This is a genomic window from Cytobacillus sp. GQ23, from assembly GCF_059758675.1.
Genome location: NZ_JCAXER010000004.1, coordinates 203,358 through 219,053 on the forward strand (window position 1 = coordinate 203,358; position 15,696 = coordinate 219,053).

Consider the following 15,696-nt stretch of genomic DNA (forward strand, 5'->3'; position numbering starts at 1 on the left):
GCAATGAGCTGGAAAGATGACTTATATGCCTATGAGCTGAATGAAGCACAGGACCTGGATGAAATCGCAGAGTCTTCCACAGAAGCAAAAAACGATGACATGGGTGTCGTGAATCCCATTAGCGGTGCAGGAATCCTTGCCCGGGAGAATGGGGTGCTGGAGGGATTTGCAGACTACGGACTCGGCTTCCGGTTCAGCAGGGACAGTCAAAGCCTCATGGTCTTTGCTCCGAGTGTTCATATCTTTTCCTCTGACATTCAGAAGCATGATCGAGTAGTAAAGAACACCTACCTCCGAGACGAATACGGGGATATTGAAAACCTGCTGTCAGAAGTGAATCTGACTCAGACAGAAAGGGATGATCAAGGTGAGGAACTATAACGAACAGGATATCCGATTTTATCATGAAGACACGGAAGGCGACTTTGCTGTCGATGAATCAGGAGACTTTGCGTTAACCAGTGAATATGAATCGGCCAGGCAGGATATGGCGAACCGAATCAGAACGCAGACAACCGACTGGCGCAGCCATCCAAGAATCGGGGGAGACTTGGAGCTGCTTGAGGGGGAAGCCAACACCCGGGAAACCGGGCAGAAAGGGGAGGCTCAGCTTTATGAAACCCTTACCTATGACGGCCGCTTTGATCTGAGTGACGTGGAAGTCCGGGCAGTGCCGACCAGCATTGAGACCATTGAATTCTTCTCTGTGTTAAATACAGACCGAAACGGACCGGTTGTTATCCGGCAGCCGCTTGACTTATAGGAGGTGACAAGATGTTTTTAAAAAGAAGTACGCAGGAAATCCTGACAGACGCAGCTGTATCAATTGCCCAGAACACACCAATTACGAACTTCCATGCAGGGAGCATCGCCCGCTCCATCGTTGAAGCCATTGCGCCAGAGATTGGAACAGGCGGACCAGATCCTGAGAGAATGTCTCTGTATCAATTTGCACAGGACGTGCTTGATCAAGGCTATCTCAGCAAAGCCACTGACGTGCACCTGGATCTCATCGGTGGATTGTTCAGTCACACTAGAAGAGTCGAACAAGTACGTAAGGAAGACGGTTCCCTGGTAGAAGAACCGATCAGTGATGATTTGTACCGGTATGAGCTGACTCAGATTGTTCCTTCCGCTGCAACAGCCAACTATGCAGCACTGCGCCTGGCGCTGCTCACCATCAATGGGGTGCGGGATATCATCGGCAAGGAGTACAGCCACGGAACCGGAAGCTTCTCTTTCCTACTCGTGCCAATGTATGGATTCAACACAGAGGATTTGATCCATCAGGCAGAAGAAGCCATTGCCAGTGTCAAAGCGTACGGGGTGCGTCCGAATGTGATGCTGCCGGTCGAAGTGCCGATGGATCTCACCATCAAACTGGTTTACCACGAAAGCACCAGTGACACGCAGAAGGGACATATCCGCTTTGAAGTGCAGAATAAACTAGCCACTCACTTTGGTAACTTTGAAATGGGGCAGGGTCTCATCTACAATGATCTTGTTCAAGAGACCATGAATGCTCATGAGAAGATTGTGGATTTTGAGATATTGAAATTTTACTTGAACAATGAGCCGGTACTGTTAACAAATCACGGAATATTAGAGGATGAGAGACTCATACCACAGCATATTGAAGTCCTTTGATGAAATTCAGACACGACTTGAAATGCATTACATGGTATGATGAAGAAAGATGAACTGAGCGGAAAACAGGAGATGGGGTCATATTGAACCAAAGGAGGAATTGATATGGCCGTAAACCGCATACGTGTCAGTCAGATCAAAGCACAAAGCCCGGATTTAAATCACTTTGGCGAGCAGCTAAACGGGCAAGGAAAACCTTTCTATCAGCTTTCCCAAGCGACTGAAGGGCAGACTCGATTCACCCTGTCAGCTCCTTACTCTGCTGGCACTGGGGAATTAATGGTTTTCTTGAACGGACAGAAAGTCACCCCGACATCAGATCCATCTAAAGAAGATGGTGTATTTCACGAGGTAGATTCCACCACCATTGAGTTTGTGGAGCCTTTGTATGCAGATGAAGTCGTGGAATTCATGATGGAAGGAAAAGGCCAAGGGATCGCCATGGTAGTGGATCACTTCCACATCTACCGGGAGAAGCCAGATGGCCCTATCGATGGGATTAACCGTGTGTTTTATCTGGAGCGGACACCCAAGCAAGATTCAGAACTTGTCTTTCGAAACGGCATGCTCTTGAATATGGGACTGGAAGAAGACTATAGCATTGAAGGCAGGAAGATTATCTTTAATGATGCTCCGCCGAGGGAGTCAAAAATACTCGTAAACTATGACGTTTCGTACGTCTAAGATAAGGGGGAATCGATATGGCCAGTAATCCTACTAAGATTTTATTATATGACTTGGATCCGGAGCTTGGAAAATTAATGGACAACCTGAAACGATTTCAGGGAACCTATGAAACCATCTATGACCGTCTAATGGATCTGACACCGGATACGTTCAGCGAAGATACGCAAAAGGTGGTTGATGACTTGATCGCCGGCTTCCAGGACGGAGGCGTGCTCACGATCCAGCGCATTGCTAATCTGAAGAAAACGCTGGAGGAGAAGGATGCCGAACTAGAAGCATTAATTGCAGAGCTGGATGCCAAACTCCAGGCAAACAGCTTCGGGGCAGAAAGTACAAACGAACACTTTACCTATGATCCGACGTACGGCAATGTGACCAAACATGAGATCACAGGAGATCGAAACACGACGATTGAATACAATTATTCAGACCTGGCTGCAGGAAAATTAAACACGTCTGTGCAAACATTCATAAATGCAGAAGGCGCAACGGTCACGATCACCAAGACCTACACTTATGATGCCAATGAAAACATCACAGACATTGCAACGGTAACAGTGATCACGCCAGCACCGGAGCCAGTCGCATAAGGAGGGAAAACCATGGATATCATTTCTTACGGCAAAGCAGGCAAGGCCCTGCGTGATGTAAAGAAATTAGATGAACAAGTGGTGGCCCCTTTAGCCGAGTCTCGCTTCCCTACCGTGGATGCGAGGCTTGATTGGCTGGAAGGGCAGGCCGAGAAGATTAAAGTGGAAAACAGCTTTCTGGTGGATCTCTCCAAAGGAGCGTTTAACAATACCGAGCTGGTGGATGGGAAGATTAAATTAAAATATTTACGTACCATTGATAATTCAGTTGAACTTACTACCAGTGATGTACAGTATTGGCCTAATGCCACTAGTAAAACTACCACATCAAACACTACTTATCGCTTTACTTTTCAGTCTCCGGAACCATTGACCGAAAACACTTCCGTTTCTATATATGTCCTTACATTTAGCGGATCCACTGCACCAATCAGTAGTGCCACTGCCAATGGACAGGCAATCCCAATATACGGTGGGAAAGTGCCAAATGTGAAAGGATTATATTCCTTTCCTGTAACTGTATCCATAGGAAGTGTAAGCGGATATGGAGGATACAGGTTACAAGTATCAGCATCTTTAAACGTAGCATCCATTCAAGTAGTAAAACATTATCTTGCTTCAGGAAGTTATGAAACTCCTATGTTCGATTTAGGAGAAGGCTACCATGAGACGAAGTTACTTGAAATAGTCAAGCAAATCAAAACGGGAACAACTAATTGTGTCATGGAAATATCCACTTCCAATGATGGAGTCACCTTCACTCCTTACACGGTGTTCGACCCTGCCTCCGTGGCACAAGGAAGATACGTGAAGATACGTGCAACCTTGACATCACAGCCTCTTCAGGCCGAAGTGAACAGCTATCAGTTTGATCAGGAAGCCGAAAACAAAGTCACGCTGAATACCTTCACAGAAGCAGCAGGCGACCTAAAGCTCAAGAAGAACTACAGCTATGCACTCGAAGACGTATCCGTGGAAGCAGAGGGCAAGATTATTCAGACAAGAATACCAGCAAGTCAGTTCAAGAACATACAATCACTACAAGTGAATTAACCAGAGGAGAGATGAGAAGATGAATAATAAAGAGATGATTCTCGGAATTGCCGAGTGGAACAAAGTGACAGGATTAAACATTGAAATCAAAAAAGATAACGTGTCTGTAATAAATATCACTTCCACCCGATGTGATTTCTCACTTGAGCAAGATATTGAACTTATAAAATCTTTGGATGCCTTATATCAGCCAGTTTGCTGGTATGTGGATCGTGCTTATGGGGAGTATCAAATTGAGCAGATGCGAAAAGAATCAAGCTTACAATGTAAAGTGTTTGCTTACTCTAAGGCAGATAAATCCGAAATGGTGCAGAAAATCACGAACAAAGAACTTCCTGAACTCAACTGGTGGCCAGATGAAGTGAATCCAGATGAAGTCTGTACGAGAACCTTTACCTCTTTTTCAGGAGTTGACCTCACGGTCTCTTTTGATGAAAAAGTAATAGGAGAATTATTCGGTCTTACATGGGAAGAAGACTTCTTTGCCCACGATGAATATGGCATCACAGGAACTGCAACCTTTGCTGTCTTTGAACGAGAGATCCCTGTCCACGAGTTCGCAAAAGAAAAGAAAGAGTTCAACATCAGCATGGTTTATTTAGACGAATACGGTAACAGAATGTTCTACCGCATCTATAACTGCTTGCTAACCAAACGTGCAGGAAGCCACAGTGTGGATGATATCGTCGTGAATGAGAAATATTTCTTCAAAGCCAAAAAAATCGAGAAGCTGACAGGCGAGGAAGCCAAAGAGCAAGGAGTCTTTTATTAAGAAAGGACAGGTGATTTTTTATGAACACGGCAAAAGAGGCCTTTAAAAAAGGTGCCAAAGCTGTCACCACAATCAATGGAAAGATAGCACCATGGACCCCTTTTGGAATGGAGTCCAACCCAAGAGAGTTTATCAAGAGATGCAAAGAAGAAGGCATTGATCTAAGAGGCAGAAAGATAGAGAAAGAGGTGAAGTAACATGCCTACACCGGCAACTACTGGGCAATTGAGAACAAAAGTAAGTGAGATGGAGATAGGGGATTATATTACAGGTCGTTATTATGCAGCAACAGGGGCGGTTGGAAATTTCAAAAGTATAGGTCCTATGCCACTGATAGGTGGTGTTCCTATGGGAGAAATACCGGTCACAGGTTCAGCATCTCAAGATGGTATCTTCTATTTTGTAAAAGCGGCAAAAGGATTGCTAGTATCAGATCGTGTAATACAGCATTCAATCAAATGGGATACTCTAAATTCAGGAAAAGCAATACAGGGATTGCCTTTTGACAACGGCAACATCATCCCTACCATGACCAGCAATACCTCTCCTAGTGGGGTGGCGAGTTCTTCAAACGAAAGCGATAAAGCCCATACTCTATTCGATAGGAGTATGTCTACAGGATGGAGCGTTCATATTGGCTCTCAGCCTTTACCTGGGTGGATTCAATATGAATTTCCTAATCCTATGGCAATAAGGAAGTATTCTTTAAGTCCAAGAGGAACATACACTACTAGAACACCAAGGGTATGGACTTTTGAAGCATGGGATGAAGCCAATTCGAAATGGGATATTTTAGACACACAATCAAATTTCACTGCTTGGCAAAGTAACACTAAAATGTATTTTTCATTATCGAATACTAAACCATACAAAAAATACAGAGTAAATATATCTGCAAACAATGGGGATTCAATGTATTTAGAAATTGGTGAACTCGAAATGTTTGAAACAGCAGGCACTATCCGCTCCCTTACAGGTGGAGTCGCTTATGCAGATGCGAATGGGAATAAGGTGACTGCGGATGCTGGCTTTGGCGGGTGGCCGACCAACAATGAATGGGATCGGTATATTGTTAATTTCCCTCAAGATAAAATCCAGCCAGGGAAGACATTGGATGATGTATTTCATTGGAGTGTTACTTATACTCTTGCACAAGACACACCGTCAACATCTTTAAACACCAACCGTGCAACCCGTGGCTACAATTCTCTCAGCAGGTTTGGTTGGGATGCCAGCAGTAACACAAATGCTAAAGTCGGTTTCCGCCCGGTCTTTGCATATAAAGAATAAAATCACTTAGAAAGAAGTGGTGACAGATGAAAGAAACTTGGACTTACTCTCGCCCCCACCGGGCGGGGGAAGGTATTCAGAAATTGAGGAGGTGTAATGGATGGCAACAGTAGGACAGCAGCTAACTGCACCTGAAGCAGGGTGGAAAAGATATGATGATACACATCCTGCTATTAAGTATGGAGACTCATACAGTAACACCAACAGCACCTCCTCAACGGGAGGAAGCTATGTTCAAAATAATAATTTATCAGCCAAGTTTAGATTTATAGGAAAGAATCTAAGAATTATCGCAATCATGAGTAGCTCAAGAACTAATCCTATATCAATCACTATTGACGGAGTGACAGAAACGTTTTCTGAGTACAGCGAAACGGTTATCTCTCAAGCATTAGTATATGAAAAAGCTAACTTGAATGACGGTGAACACTTTGTTGAAATATTAGGTGGAGGAACTGCTACTAGTTTAGACGCCATTGACATAGATTCCACCGGGCGATTGCTCCACCTGGACGAAATCTTGTCACCCGATGAGCTCTCTATTGGAAAGCGCATTCGGTGTCATTATCAAGCAACCGCTAACGCCGTAGGCACTTTCAGTGGATTAGGAGAAGAGACTTCTGACTTTATCCCGCCCGGCAGCTCCAATGTGCCGAATGGAGACTTCTATTGGATTGCTTGTAAGGATGAAAATGATAAGGTAATTTTATTGGCTGATAGAAATATTCAGTCTAATATAAGCTACGACACTATAAACAGTGAAGGCATGACTTCAACAGGAAGAGAAATTAACTTCTAAATAAAAAAGAAGTGCGAGTCTTATTTCTCGTACTTCTTTAGCAAGTCTGCTATGGATTCATCTAATAATTTTGACATCGGGATACGTGTTTCTTTCGCTAGTACTTGCAATCTTTCTAGCAGGTCCTTGTCTATAGCACTTCCGATTCGCTTTCTGTTTTTTAAATCGCTCATTTTATCACCTCACGGTTATTATATAGTGAATCAATACTGATTGCAACTGATATCAGTTAATAGTATAATATAATCATGAGGTGATCATGATGATGTTAACGAAAACAGTAAAAGTGAAATTAGTTGCAAGGAATATAGGGCATTTTGAAAAGTTGGGATACAAGATACCCAGAGTAAAGGATTCCCAATACAGAATGGTTGTCCCCAAAAATACTGAAATAGAAGTGAAAGTAGATCACTTAAATCAAGGGAGTAATTTCTTGGTTGAAGTAAAATGAGATTATTGCGATAATCTGCTGACAATGAAATATAAAGAGTGGCTAAAACATAGAAATAATAGTTCCATTAAGAAAGATTCCTGTGTTAAATGCAGAAAATATAAAACTATGGAATCCAATGTTCTTAAGTATGGTGTGACATCTGTAGCTAAGCTTGATTTGTTGAGAGAAAAGGCTTCAAAATCACAGAGGTTATCTGTAAACAAAGTTAGATCTTTATTTTCCGACAGAGGATATATAACGCTCTTTAAAGATGAAGATTACAAAAACAACAGAAGCAAATTGAAATACAGATGTCCTAAGCATTTAGATCAAATCCAAACTATAGATTACCATTCTTTAAGCAAAGGTTCCGGATGCAGACAATGCGGATATGAAATAAGCGCTTCTAAAACTAGAACGAATCAAAAACAGGTGTTCAATGATCTGATGAAGGAACAGTTGTTTCCTCTTCGCAATGAAATATATAAGAGCAATCAAACACCTATTTTATACGTGTGCCCTAAACATAGTGAATATACACAAACAATAAGGTACTCTAATTTTAAAAATGGTGATCGTTGCAGGTATTGCGGCATTGAAGCAAAGAGCGGATCAAACTCATATAATTGGAAGGGTGGCATAACACCTATCCAATTATATCTAAGAGGTAAAATATTATCATGGAAAGCTGATAGTATTAAAGCTTGTGGGAGCAAATGTGTAATTACTCAAAAAAAGTTTGATGATGTTCATCATCTATATTCTTTTCATCTAATTGTAAGCGAGGCATTTCAAAAGTTAGATTTTGAAATTAAAGAAAAAGTAGAAGATTTCACACAGGAGGAATTGAATGCTTTAAGTAAAACATGCTTAGAATTGCATTACAAGTACCCACTTGGCGTGTGTGTTAGTAATGATATCCATATCCTATTTCATACTGTGTATGGCTATGGAAATAATACGCCTGATCAGTTTGAAGAATTTAAAGTTCGATACAATTCTGGTGAATTTAAACAGAGTGAGGATAAGACAGAAGATACGAATTATGTAATGGATATCTTAGAATGGTTTGAAACACTACCATTAATTGAAAGCAGGTGATTTAATTGGCAGACTACAAATTTACAGTAAGAATGCCTACAGGCTCCGTCTCAAGTTCTGATATAGATTCAGAGTGGCAAGAGCTTCTGGTCAATAATCCCGCAGGGAATGATACAGACGTTTGGAATTGGAAGGGGATTGCATCTTGGACTTCCACAACGCCTTCTGGTTCATCAGCGAATCGTGTTATCCGTGGCAATGCAGCTGCTAATACTTGGTCAAGTGTAGTGTCTAGTACAATTAATACAACTACTGGCTTCCGTCCCGTCCTAGAAATAGAATCCCTGGTGCCCCCTTTCATTCTTCTGAATAAATCCCTTGTCTTGTCCGGCGGGTCCTACCAGAAGTGGCAGCCAGCCGAAACACAAGAAGGCGATATGGTGAAAGACCTTACGTATTCAGAAGAAGGAACTCTATTAAGATATAACTTACACAAAGCATTAACTAACGTGGAGGTGGAGTAAGATGGCAGAACCAAACACTGGAGGGCAGCTCCGCACGAAAATTGAAGATATGCAGGTAGGGGATTATATAACATGTATGGCAAACAACACAGATAGCACTAGTCCTCAAAATATATATAATCTTGGTATTGATGTTTCTACACGCACAGAAATACCATATGGAGGCTTTGCAGTAGGAAGTGGTTCTCTAGGTTATTTTTATTTTATAAAATCAGACACAGGACTATTGATTGCAGATAGAGTGATTCTTAATAGTGTTTCATGGAACGTTCTTAATCAAAAGGATTTGATGCAAGGAAAACTAGCATTGTTACAGGCAAAGGGAATCATCCGCTCCCTTGGTGGGGGGAACTCCTATGCAACAGCAGATGGAAAATCTTCTACAACCGACACGGGCAATGGAGCCTGGCCTGAAAATGAATGGGATACCTACATTGTAAAGAACGATTATGGAACGGGGGCAGGCAGAGATGATGTATGGCATTGGGCTAATATGTACACATGGACACAGGATACAAACTTAAATGGCGATGCATATAGATCTACCAGAGGATATCACTCCTCTTTTAACATAGCTGCGATTGGTGCCAATAATGCAGTCAATTATATCGGCTTCCGTCCAGTCTTCGAATACCAGGAGGTGACTCCATAATGGCCATTCAAACAAGATTAGAAGATATGGTGATAGGGGATAAGATCATATGTGATGTTAAGGTTAATTCAACAGCAACAGGTTTTGAGTTTCTTAATTTAGGAACGTCCACTCGAAATGGCAATGAAGCTACAAAGCAGTTCGTTGGAAACTATTTGGTCGGCACCTACTTTATATATGTTGCAAATGACTTTAAAGGCAGAAAGATTCTTGTGGCAAGTACAAATACTCACCACTCCGTTTCATGGGATACTTTAAACAGTGCTGGCATAGCAACCCAGGGAGGTGTGGAAATCACCTCCCTTGGCCTAGACCCCGCCCTGTGGAAGACCAACATCCGCCTGCTGACAGGGGGAACGTCCTCCACGACGACCGCTAACTCTGAATGGGATAAGTATATTGTGAATGGGACTTATCCAAATCAATCATCTGTATGGAACCATGATTCCTCTGCAAACAAATCATGGTCTAGTTCAACTTTTGGAGCTGTCGCATCATCTAATAGGTCTGTAAGGTGGGCAGCAAGTGTAAGTTATGAATCTTCAAGTTTTGTTAGCACCACTGTGGGCTTCCGTCCCGTCCTAGTAGCGGAATCCCTCACACAGCCTATCACGAATAAGTATCTGGTGCAGGATGGCACAGAGGTGAAAGCGTATGATGGAACTTCCTGGGTGTCTGCGGGCACAGCTCCTGCCACTAAATCCATGTTTGACTCTCATGGAATGGATGGCTTATCTCTTCTGAATAAAGACACTGTGAGTCTTTTATCTTCCGGCCAGCCTGAGCTCCTTTGCTGGACCGACCAGGCAGACCCAACAAGGCATGTCACGATGAACGTGGGTGAGCATTGGGCGCATGTGTCTGACACGCTGCCATCCGTGGACACCTTCCTGAGTGAAGGGATGGAGGACTTGCGAACAGTTCCAGAGAGTGGATGGAATGCATTACAAGATGACTTTGACATCGTGACGTATACAAATCTTGTAGAAGGCAGCCAGTCGGTTCAGGTGAATGCGACACCACTTGGCCAGCTCGTGTATGCAGAAACCGACTTCTCCAATGTAAGTGACCTGAAGATCACAGCGGTGCAGAGTGATGTGAATGTGTTAAGGCTCCTTGCTTCCGGAGACCTGGGCACAACGTGGAAAGCATTCAACGGCAGCTGGCAGACAGTGGATCCGGCTAACGTGAAAGCAGAAGGCATGACACTGGATGCATTCAATGCCCTCACGAATGAGGAGTGGGATGCCCTGGGCGGCCAGATCCGATTGGCGTATTATTTAGAAAATGAGGCAACCGTAGACGCAGTAGAAGTCACCAAGGATGCTGTGGCAACTGAGACACCTACACTCGACAGCATCAAGATCTCTTATGATGACTTAACCCTAGAAGGCAGATTAAAAGACTTAGAGATCATCAATGCCATCAACATGGGCAAGCTGCAGTTCAAGGCCAATGCTCTCATGAACTCGACGAAGTATCAGCTGCATGACCTAGTGGTGGATACCTTTGAGGATGACAGCATGATTCCTTTAGAGGGCGGCACGCCAATCGTGAAGTCGGTTTCCTATGAATCGTCATCCTCTTTCGGTGAAGGATTCATCAGCAAGGCCATCATTCAAAAAGATAAAAAAATCATTTCACTGGAGGTGAAGTAAGATGTCCTTATCTTATCATTCTATGTTCATAGGGGAAGATGGAACCGTTAAAGGGGTTGGGTATAACACCTATGGACAACTCGGACTTGGGCATAAGACAAACCCGCAAACCGATATCCAAACCATTCCCATTTCTGGAGTAAAGCAAATTTCTTGTGGATACAACCACACCCTCTTCCTTATGGAAGATGGCTCTGTCAAAGGCACGGGGTATAACACCAATGGACAACTCGGACTTGGGCATCAAACAGACCAATCCAGCATCCAAAACGTTCCCATTTCTGGAGTAAAGCAAATTTCTTGTGGCTACTATCACACCCTCTTCCTCCTAGAAGACGGAACAGTCAAAGGGGTTGGAAGTAACGGTTATGGACAAATCGGACTTGGGAATACAACAAACCCGCAAACCACTATCCAAACCGTTCCCATTTCTGGAGTAAAGCAAATTTCTTGTGGAGCCTACCACACCCTCTTCCTTATGGAAGATGGCTCTGTCAAAGGCACGGGGTATAACACCAATGGACAACTCGGACTTGGGCATCAAACAGACCAATCCAGCATCCAAAACGTTCCCATTTCTGGAGTAAAGCAAATTTCTTGTGGCTACTCTCACACCCTCTTCCTCCTAGAAGACGGAACAGTCAAAGGGGTTGGAAGTAACGGTTATGGACAAATCGGACTTGGGAATACAACAAACCCGCAAACCACTATCCAAAACGTTCCCATTTCTGGAGTAAAGCAAATTTCTTGTGGCTACTATCACACCCTCTTTCTCATGGAAGATGGAACCGTTAAAGGGGTTGGGTATAACACCTATGGACAACTCGGACTTGGCCATCAAACAAACCAAACCGATATCCAAACCATTCCTATTTCTGGAGTAAAGCAAATTTCTTGTGGTAATGGCCACACCTTATTCCTCCTGGAAGACGGAACAGTCAAAGGGGTTGGCCGCAACACCAATGGACAACTCGGACTTGGGCATAAAACAAACCAATCCACCATCCAAACCATTCCTCTAAATGGAGTGAGCATGCTGTGGGATGTGTACGATGATGGGGTCGTCCTGCGAATAGCCTCCTTGGTCTATCACGAAGGCAAGTATAAAAAATGGGACGGAGAAGGCTGGGTCGTGCTGGATGAGGAGCCCTCCACAGAGGAAGCGTTCCTGGAACAAGGCATGCCTGCTTTGACTCTAATTCCTTCAGAGGCGTGGAATGAACTGGGTTCCTTTGAGATATACACGTACCGGAATCAAGACAAATCCATGAAAGCAGAACTCACCCAGGTGGGCAGCATCTACCGCTCCGAGAAGAAGGACTATGCTGGACAAGGAAAAATTGTCACCGATGCGGAGATCCTGCCAGCCGGAAGGAAGCTGATCTTCATCGAAGCAGAACATGAAAATTGTCTCTTTGACTACTCCCTCGATGGTGGTCAGACATGGTATACTTGTAATGTCAGAGAAGTGATAGACATTACAAAAAAGGAAGGCAATGAGTTTATGATTCGAGTGACCCTTCCGGATGCAGCAGCAAACATCAAAGCACTATCTTATGCGTGGGCTTAGTCCCACGCTTTATCTAAAGGAGTGATCGGTATATGGAAGCCATCGTTATGATGACAAGAGGAATCGAACGGACTGTGCTCAAGAAAGAAAAGGAGCTGCTGGTAATCGACTCATTTGACCATTTGAAGAATATGAAGAATGATTCACATGGGCCAAGAGTCAAACAGTTCCTGATCCCTAAAGACATTACCAGCGAAGAAGAAGAGCTTTTTGAGGGTCCATACAGAAGTGAGTGTCTTGCGAATATGAAAAGAATACCGGTTGTGTATTATTAAGAAAAGGGAGTGAGCATATGATAAGCAAAGAGAAAGGCTGCTTAACAGGGTATAACGGCTGCGATATCTATCTAATGAGCAATGAAAAGGAAGTTGGATATGTTCAGGCGATAACATGGATTCAAGAGAACTATCTTAAAGGAGAACTCATACTTGCAAAGGTTGAAGAGTTTGAAGAGCCATTAAGTATTCTAGTGGATATGAATACAGAAACAAGTCCACGTAAGTTTCTGATAAGTGGCGTTCAGATTTTCTTTAATGAAGAGAATAATACAGGCGTAACCTTGTCTTACAGAGCAGATGAAATGAAAGAAATCCTTTAACACAAGGAGTGATTAATATGGACATCCTTTCGATGGGCAAAGCCATGAAGGCAAAGAAAGCCATGAAGGAATTGAAAGACCGTTTGGGTGAAGGCGTTCAAGACATTCATCCAAATGTGAAGACACGTCTGGAAGAACTGGAAAAGAAAGATCCTGGCGCCATCTTGAACAAGAGAGTCTCTGCTCTTGAAGCTAACACAGCCGTTAACCTGAATAAGCACAATCTGAAAGTGAAAGCCATCACGCAGCATGATAAGTTCAAGATGAATGAGCTTGTTTATGATGACCTGGCGGATGCCAGTGGGATTGATGCTACAAAGTCAAGAGGGCATGCTCATGATCCGCAGGGGAAGAAGTTTCAAGTCGCTGCAGGGCAGGCCAATGCAGAAGTAGTAACGGTAGCTGAACCTGTCACTGCCAATCAGTTTGCCATCTCCTTTGTCGGGAATGGAGCAAACTATGATAAAGTGAGCGTTCCTTTGAATGGCGGAGTGTTTAATAACACGGAGCTGGTGGATGGGAAGATACAGTTGAAAGTGGTAGGCAACATTAATAATGGGACTCAACTAGCTACTCCTAAAATGGCCAGCAATACAGCACCAAGCGGAAAGGTATCGGCAAGTAGTTATCTAAACACTAACTATCAACCTTTTATGGCGTTCAACCAAGTAAGCAGTCCCCTTGCAGATAATACTTGGATGTCAGCGAGCGGGCAATTAAAAGGATGGCTAGAATATGAATTCTCGACACCTAAAATTATTAAGCAATATAACATTATGCTTCCGTTTCAAAATCCCTCTATTGCTCCAAAAAGCTGGACATTTGAAGCAAGCAATGATGGTGTGACATGGACAATTTTAGATAACCAAGTCAATGTTACGAATTGGGACGGGTCAGTAAATCCGAACTTCATTAGTTTTCCTTTAACCAATCAGGGGGCTTTTCTCAAATATCGAATTAACATCTCACAAAATAATGGAAGTACCTATTATGTGGCAATTGGGGAGTTAGAGCTAATCGAAGATAAGGCAAGTAGTATCTATTCTCCATCGGGCTCCTATGAATCTCCTGTCATGGACTTAGGTGATAACTTTAAAGAGTTATATAAAGTAGAGGAAGCGTTCACGGTCCCAGAAGGTACAGGGAAGAAAGTGTTAGTTGCCTCTTCAAGAGATGGTCTTACTTTTTCTGAATACCTTCCACTGAACAGTGACGGCACCATCGCCACGCCGAGCGGAAGATACGTGAAGATACGTGTAGAACTGACAGCAGGCAGCAGCACAAAGGAAACCCTGGTGCATGACTTCACAGCAGAAGAGCGCAGTGCCTTTCAAGAGAATGAACATGTGGTGTTTGATGCAGCGGCGAAGTTAAAAATAAACTACGAGTATTCGATGGAGCTAGATACAAAGTTTGTTCAAGTCGGCACCTTATTTAAGAAGACGATTAATAAAAGCTTATTTAAGAGTATTGAAGAAATTGAGGTGAAAAACTAATGGGATTTAATTCTCATTCTATATTTCAGCTAGAAGACGGCTCTGTTAGAGGTGCGGGGTATAACCAATTCGGGAATCTCGGACTTGGGCATACGAATCATCCTATCACTACTATCACAGATATCCCAATATCTGGCGTGAAGTCTATTGCTTGTGGAAGCCACTACACTCTTTTTCTTATGGAAGATGGAACCGTCAAAGGCGTGGGGCATAACAGTAACGGGAATTTCGGACTTGGGCATACGAATCATCCTGTCACTACTATCACAGATATCCCAATAACTGGCGTGAAGTCTATTGCTTGTGGAAACCAACACACCATCTTCCTTATGGAAGACGGCTCTGTCAAAGGCGTGGGGCATAACAGCAGCGGACAACTCGGACTTGGGCATAGGAATTATCCTATCACTACTATCACAGATATCCCAATATCTGGCGTGAAGTCTATTGCTTGTGGATACAACCACACCCTTTTTCTTATGGAAGACGGATCTGTCAAAGGCACGGGGTATAACAGCCAAGGAAATCTCGGACTTGGGCATACGAATAACCCTATCACTACTATCACAGATATCCCAATAACTGGTGTGAAGTCTATTTCTTGTGGATACAACCACACCCTCTTCCTTATGGAAGATGGCTCTGTCAAAGGCACGGGGTATAACAGCCAAGGAAATCTCGGACTTGGGCATACGAATCATCCTGTCACTACTATCACAGATATCCCAATATCTGGCGTGAAGTCTATTGCTTGTGGATACAACCACACCCTTTTTCTTATGGAAGACGGATCTGTCAAAGGCACGGGGTATAACAGCCAAGGAAATCTCGGACTTGGGCATACGAATAACCCTATCACTACTATCACAGATATCCCAATAACTGG

General features: G+C 43.3%; 21 protein-coding genes. 20 read left to right on the forward strand and 1 reads right to left on the reverse strand.

Annotation, left to right across the window (positions count from 1 at the left end):
• Positions 1 to 3 precede the first annotated feature (3 nt).
• From AC6CHU_RS05390 to AC6CHU_RS05435, 10 genes are all read left to right on the forward strand, one after another.
• Positions 4 to 381 carry a hypothetical protein gene (locus AC6CHU_RS05390; protein ID WP_498120613.1) on the forward strand — a complete coding sequence of 126 codons (378 nt, stop codon included), beginning with the start codon at positions 4 to 6 and terminating at the stop codon, positions 379 to 381.
• The gene (locus tag AC6CHU_RS05395) at positions 359 to 763 is read left to right on the forward strand and encodes a hypothetical protein (protein ID WP_498120615.1); all 405 of its coding nucleotides are present in this window, start codon (positions 359 to 361) and stop codon (positions 761 to 763) included. Before AC6CHU_RS05390 ends, AC6CHU_RS05395 begins: the two co-directional genes overlap by 23 nt.
• 11 nt (positions 764 to 774) lie before the next feature.
• A complete protein-coding gene (locus AC6CHU_RS05400; protein ID WP_498120617.1) occupies positions 775 to 1,647 on the forward strand; it encodes a baseplate J/gp47 family protein in 873 nt (290 codons plus the stop codon).
• 105 nt (positions 1,648 to 1,752) lie between these two features.
• Entirely contained in the window at positions 1,753 to 2,331 is a 579-nt protein-coding gene (locus AC6CHU_RS05405; RefSeq protein ID WP_498120619.1) for a hypothetical protein, read from the forward strand.
• 17 nt (positions 2,332 to 2,348) lie between these two features.
• The gene (locus AC6CHU_RS05410; RefSeq protein ID WP_498120621.1) at positions 2,349 to 2,924 is read left to right on the forward strand and encodes a hypothetical protein; all 576 of its coding nucleotides are present in this window, start codon (positions 2,349 to 2,351) and stop codon (positions 2,922 to 2,924) included.
• Between the two features lie 12 nt (positions 2,925 to 2,936).
• Complete coding sequence (locus AC6CHU_RS05415) at positions 2,937 to 3,977, forward strand: hypothetical protein (RefSeq protein ID WP_498120623.1); 1,041 nt, start codon at positions 2,937 to 2,939, stop codon at positions 3,975 to 3,977.
• Between the two features lie 19 nt (positions 3,978 to 3,996).
• Entirely contained in the window at positions 3,997 to 4,749 is a 753-nt protein-coding gene (locus AC6CHU_RS05420) for a hypothetical protein (RefSeq protein WP_498120625.1), read from the forward strand.
• Positions 4,750 to 4,769: 20 nt separating this feature from the next.
• On the forward strand, positions 4,770 to 4,946 hold the full coding sequence (locus AC6CHU_RS05425) for a hypothetical protein (protein WP_498120627.1): 177 nt from the start codon (positions 4,770 to 4,772) through the stop codon (positions 4,944 to 4,946).
• A 1-nt stretch (position 4,947) separates the two neighbouring features.
• Positions 4,948 to 6,039 carry a hypothetical protein gene (locus tag AC6CHU_RS05430; protein WP_498120629.1) on the forward strand — a complete coding sequence of 364 codons (1,092 nt, stop codon included), beginning with the start codon at positions 4,948 to 4,950 and terminating at the stop codon, positions 6,037 to 6,039.
• A gap of 100 nt (positions 6,040 to 6,139) precedes the next feature.
• Positions 6,140 to 6,838: a hypothetical protein gene (locus AC6CHU_RS05435; protein ID WP_498120631.1), complete on the forward strand. Its 699-nt coding sequence runs from the start codon at positions 6,140 to 6,142 to the stop codon at positions 6,836 to 6,838.
• Between the two features lie 20 nt (positions 6,839 to 6,858).
• Here AC6CHU_RS05435 and AC6CHU_RS05440 read toward each other — a convergent pair whose 3' ends face one another.
• Positions 6,859 to 7,011 (reverse strand): ribbon-helix-helix domain-containing protein, encoded by a 153-nt coding sequence (locus AC6CHU_RS05440; RefSeq protein WP_498120633.1) that lies wholly within the window; start codon positions 7,009 to 7,011, stop codon positions 6,859 to 6,861.
• Between the two features lie 92 nt (positions 7,012 to 7,103).
• Here AC6CHU_RS05440 and AC6CHU_RS05445 point away from each other — a divergent pair, with 92 nt between their 5' ends.
• From AC6CHU_RS05445 to AC6CHU_RS05490, 10 genes are all read left to right on the forward strand, one after another.
• A complete protein-coding gene (locus AC6CHU_RS05445) occupies positions 7,104 to 7,289 on the forward strand; it encodes a hypothetical protein (protein WP_498120635.1) in 186 nt (61 codons plus the stop codon).
• Positions 7,290 to 7,313: 24 nt separating this feature from the next.
• Complete coding sequence (locus AC6CHU_RS05450) at positions 7,314 to 8,372, forward strand: hypothetical protein (RefSeq protein ID WP_498120637.1); 1,059 nt, start codon at positions 7,314 to 7,316, stop codon at positions 8,370 to 8,372.
• 5 nt (positions 8,373 to 8,377) lie between these two features.
• On the forward strand, positions 8,378 to 8,836 hold the full coding sequence (locus AC6CHU_RS05455; RefSeq protein WP_498120639.1) for a hypothetical protein: 459 nt from the start codon (positions 8,378 to 8,380) through the stop codon (positions 8,834 to 8,836).
• A gap of 1 nt (position 8,837) precedes the next feature.
• Entirely contained in the window at positions 8,838 to 9,488 is a 651-nt protein-coding gene (locus tag AC6CHU_RS05460) for a hypothetical protein (RefSeq protein WP_498120641.1), read from the forward strand.
• On the forward strand, positions 9,488 to 11,146 hold the full coding sequence (locus tag AC6CHU_RS05465; RefSeq protein ID WP_498120643.1) for a hypothetical protein: 1,659 nt from the start codon (positions 9,488 to 9,490) through the stop codon (positions 11,144 to 11,146). Before AC6CHU_RS05460 ends, AC6CHU_RS05465 begins: the two co-directional genes overlap by 1 nt.
• A gap of 1 nt (position 11,147) precedes the next feature.
• A complete protein-coding gene (locus AC6CHU_RS05470) occupies positions 11,148 to 12,716 on the forward strand; it encodes an RCC1 domain-containing protein (protein ID WP_498120645.1) in 1,569 nt (522 codons plus the stop codon).
• A 32-nt stretch (positions 12,717 to 12,748) separates the two neighbouring features.
• Positions 12,749 to 12,991, forward strand: coding sequence for a hypothetical protein (locus tag AC6CHU_RS05475; protein ID WP_498120647.1), 243 nt, complete (start codon positions 12,749 to 12,751; stop codon positions 12,989 to 12,991).
• A 17-nt stretch (positions 12,992 to 13,008) separates the two neighbouring features.
• Complete coding sequence (locus AC6CHU_RS05480; RefSeq protein WP_498120649.1) at positions 13,009 to 13,314, forward strand: hypothetical protein; 306 nt, start codon at positions 13,009 to 13,011, stop codon at positions 13,312 to 13,314.
• Between the two features lie 17 nt (positions 13,315 to 13,331).
• Positions 13,332 to 14,810 (forward strand): discoidin domain-containing protein, encoded by a 1,479-nt coding sequence (locus AC6CHU_RS05485; RefSeq protein WP_498120651.1) that lies wholly within the window; start codon positions 13,332 to 13,334, stop codon positions 14,808 to 14,810.
• The coding region (locus AC6CHU_RS05490; RefSeq protein WP_498120653.1) for an RCC1 domain-containing protein at positions 14,810 to 15,696 on the forward strand (887 nt) is incomplete at its 3' end. The genes AC6CHU_RS05485 and AC6CHU_RS05490, both read left to right, overlap by 1 nt.

Coding starts and splice junctions, on each gene's coding strand:
- AC6CHU_RS05390 (WP_498120613.1), top strand. CDS start 4: ATGAGCTGGAAAGATGACTTATATGCCTATGAGCTGAATGAAGCACAG.
- AC6CHU_RS05395 (WP_498120615.1), top strand. CDS start 359: ATGATCAAGGTGAGGAACTATAACGAACAGGATATCCGATTTTATCAT.
- AC6CHU_RS05400 (WP_498120617.1), top strand. CDS start 775: ATGTTTTTAAAAAGAAGTACGCAGGAAATCCTGACAGACGCAGCTGTA.
- AC6CHU_RS05405 (WP_498120619.1), top strand. CDS start 1,753: ATGGCCGTAAACCGCATACGTGTCAGTCAGATCAAAGCACAAAGCCCG.
- AC6CHU_RS05410 (WP_498120621.1), top strand. CDS start 2,349: ATGGCCAGTAATCCTACTAAGATTTTATTATATGACTTGGATCCGGAG.
- AC6CHU_RS05415 (WP_498120623.1), top strand. CDS start 2,937: ATGGATATCATTTCTTACGGCAAAGCAGGCAAGGCCCTGCGTGATGTA.
- AC6CHU_RS05420 (WP_498120625.1), top strand. CDS start 3,997: ATGAATAATAAAGAGATGATTCTCGGAATTGCCGAGTGGAACAAAGTG.
- AC6CHU_RS05425 (WP_498120627.1), top strand. CDS start 4,770: ATGAACACGGCAAAAGAGGCCTTTAAAAAAGGTGCCAAAGCTGTCACC.
- AC6CHU_RS05430 (WP_498120629.1), top strand. CDS start 4,948: ATGCCTACACCGGCAACTACTGGGCAATTGAGAACAAAAGTAAGTGAG.
- AC6CHU_RS05435 (WP_498120631.1), top strand. CDS start 6,140: ATGGCAACAGTAGGACAGCAGCTAACTGCACCTGAAGCAGGGTGGAAA.
- AC6CHU_RS05440 (WP_498120633.1), bottom strand. CDS start 7,011: ATGAGCGATTTAAAAAACAGAAAGCGAATCGGAAGTGCTATAGACAAG.
- AC6CHU_RS05445 (WP_498120635.1), top strand. CDS start 7,104: ATGTTAACGAAAACAGTAAAAGTGAAATTAGTTGCAAGGAATATAGGG.
- AC6CHU_RS05450 (WP_498120637.1), top strand. CDS start 7,314: ATGAAATATAAAGAGTGGCTAAAACATAGAAATAATAGTTCCATTAAG.
- AC6CHU_RS05460 (WP_498120641.1), top strand. CDS start 8,838: ATGGCAGAACCAAACACTGGAGGGCAGCTCCGCACGAAAATTGAAGAT.
- AC6CHU_RS05465 (WP_498120643.1), top strand. CDS start 9,488: ATGGCCATTCAAACAAGATTAGAAGATATGGTGATAGGGGATAAGATC.
- AC6CHU_RS05470 (WP_498120645.1), top strand. CDS start 11,148: ATGTCCTTATCTTATCATTCTATGTTCATAGGGGAAGATGGAACCGTT.
- AC6CHU_RS05475 (WP_498120647.1), top strand. CDS start 12,749: ATGGAAGCCATCGTTATGATGACAAGAGGAATCGAACGGACTGTGCTC.
- AC6CHU_RS05480 (WP_498120649.1), top strand. CDS start 13,009: ATGATAAGCAAAGAGAAAGGCTGCTTAACAGGGTATAACGGCTGCGAT.
- AC6CHU_RS05485 (WP_498120651.1), top strand. CDS start 13,332: ATGGACATCCTTTCGATGGGCAAAGCCATGAAGGCAAAGAAAGCCATG.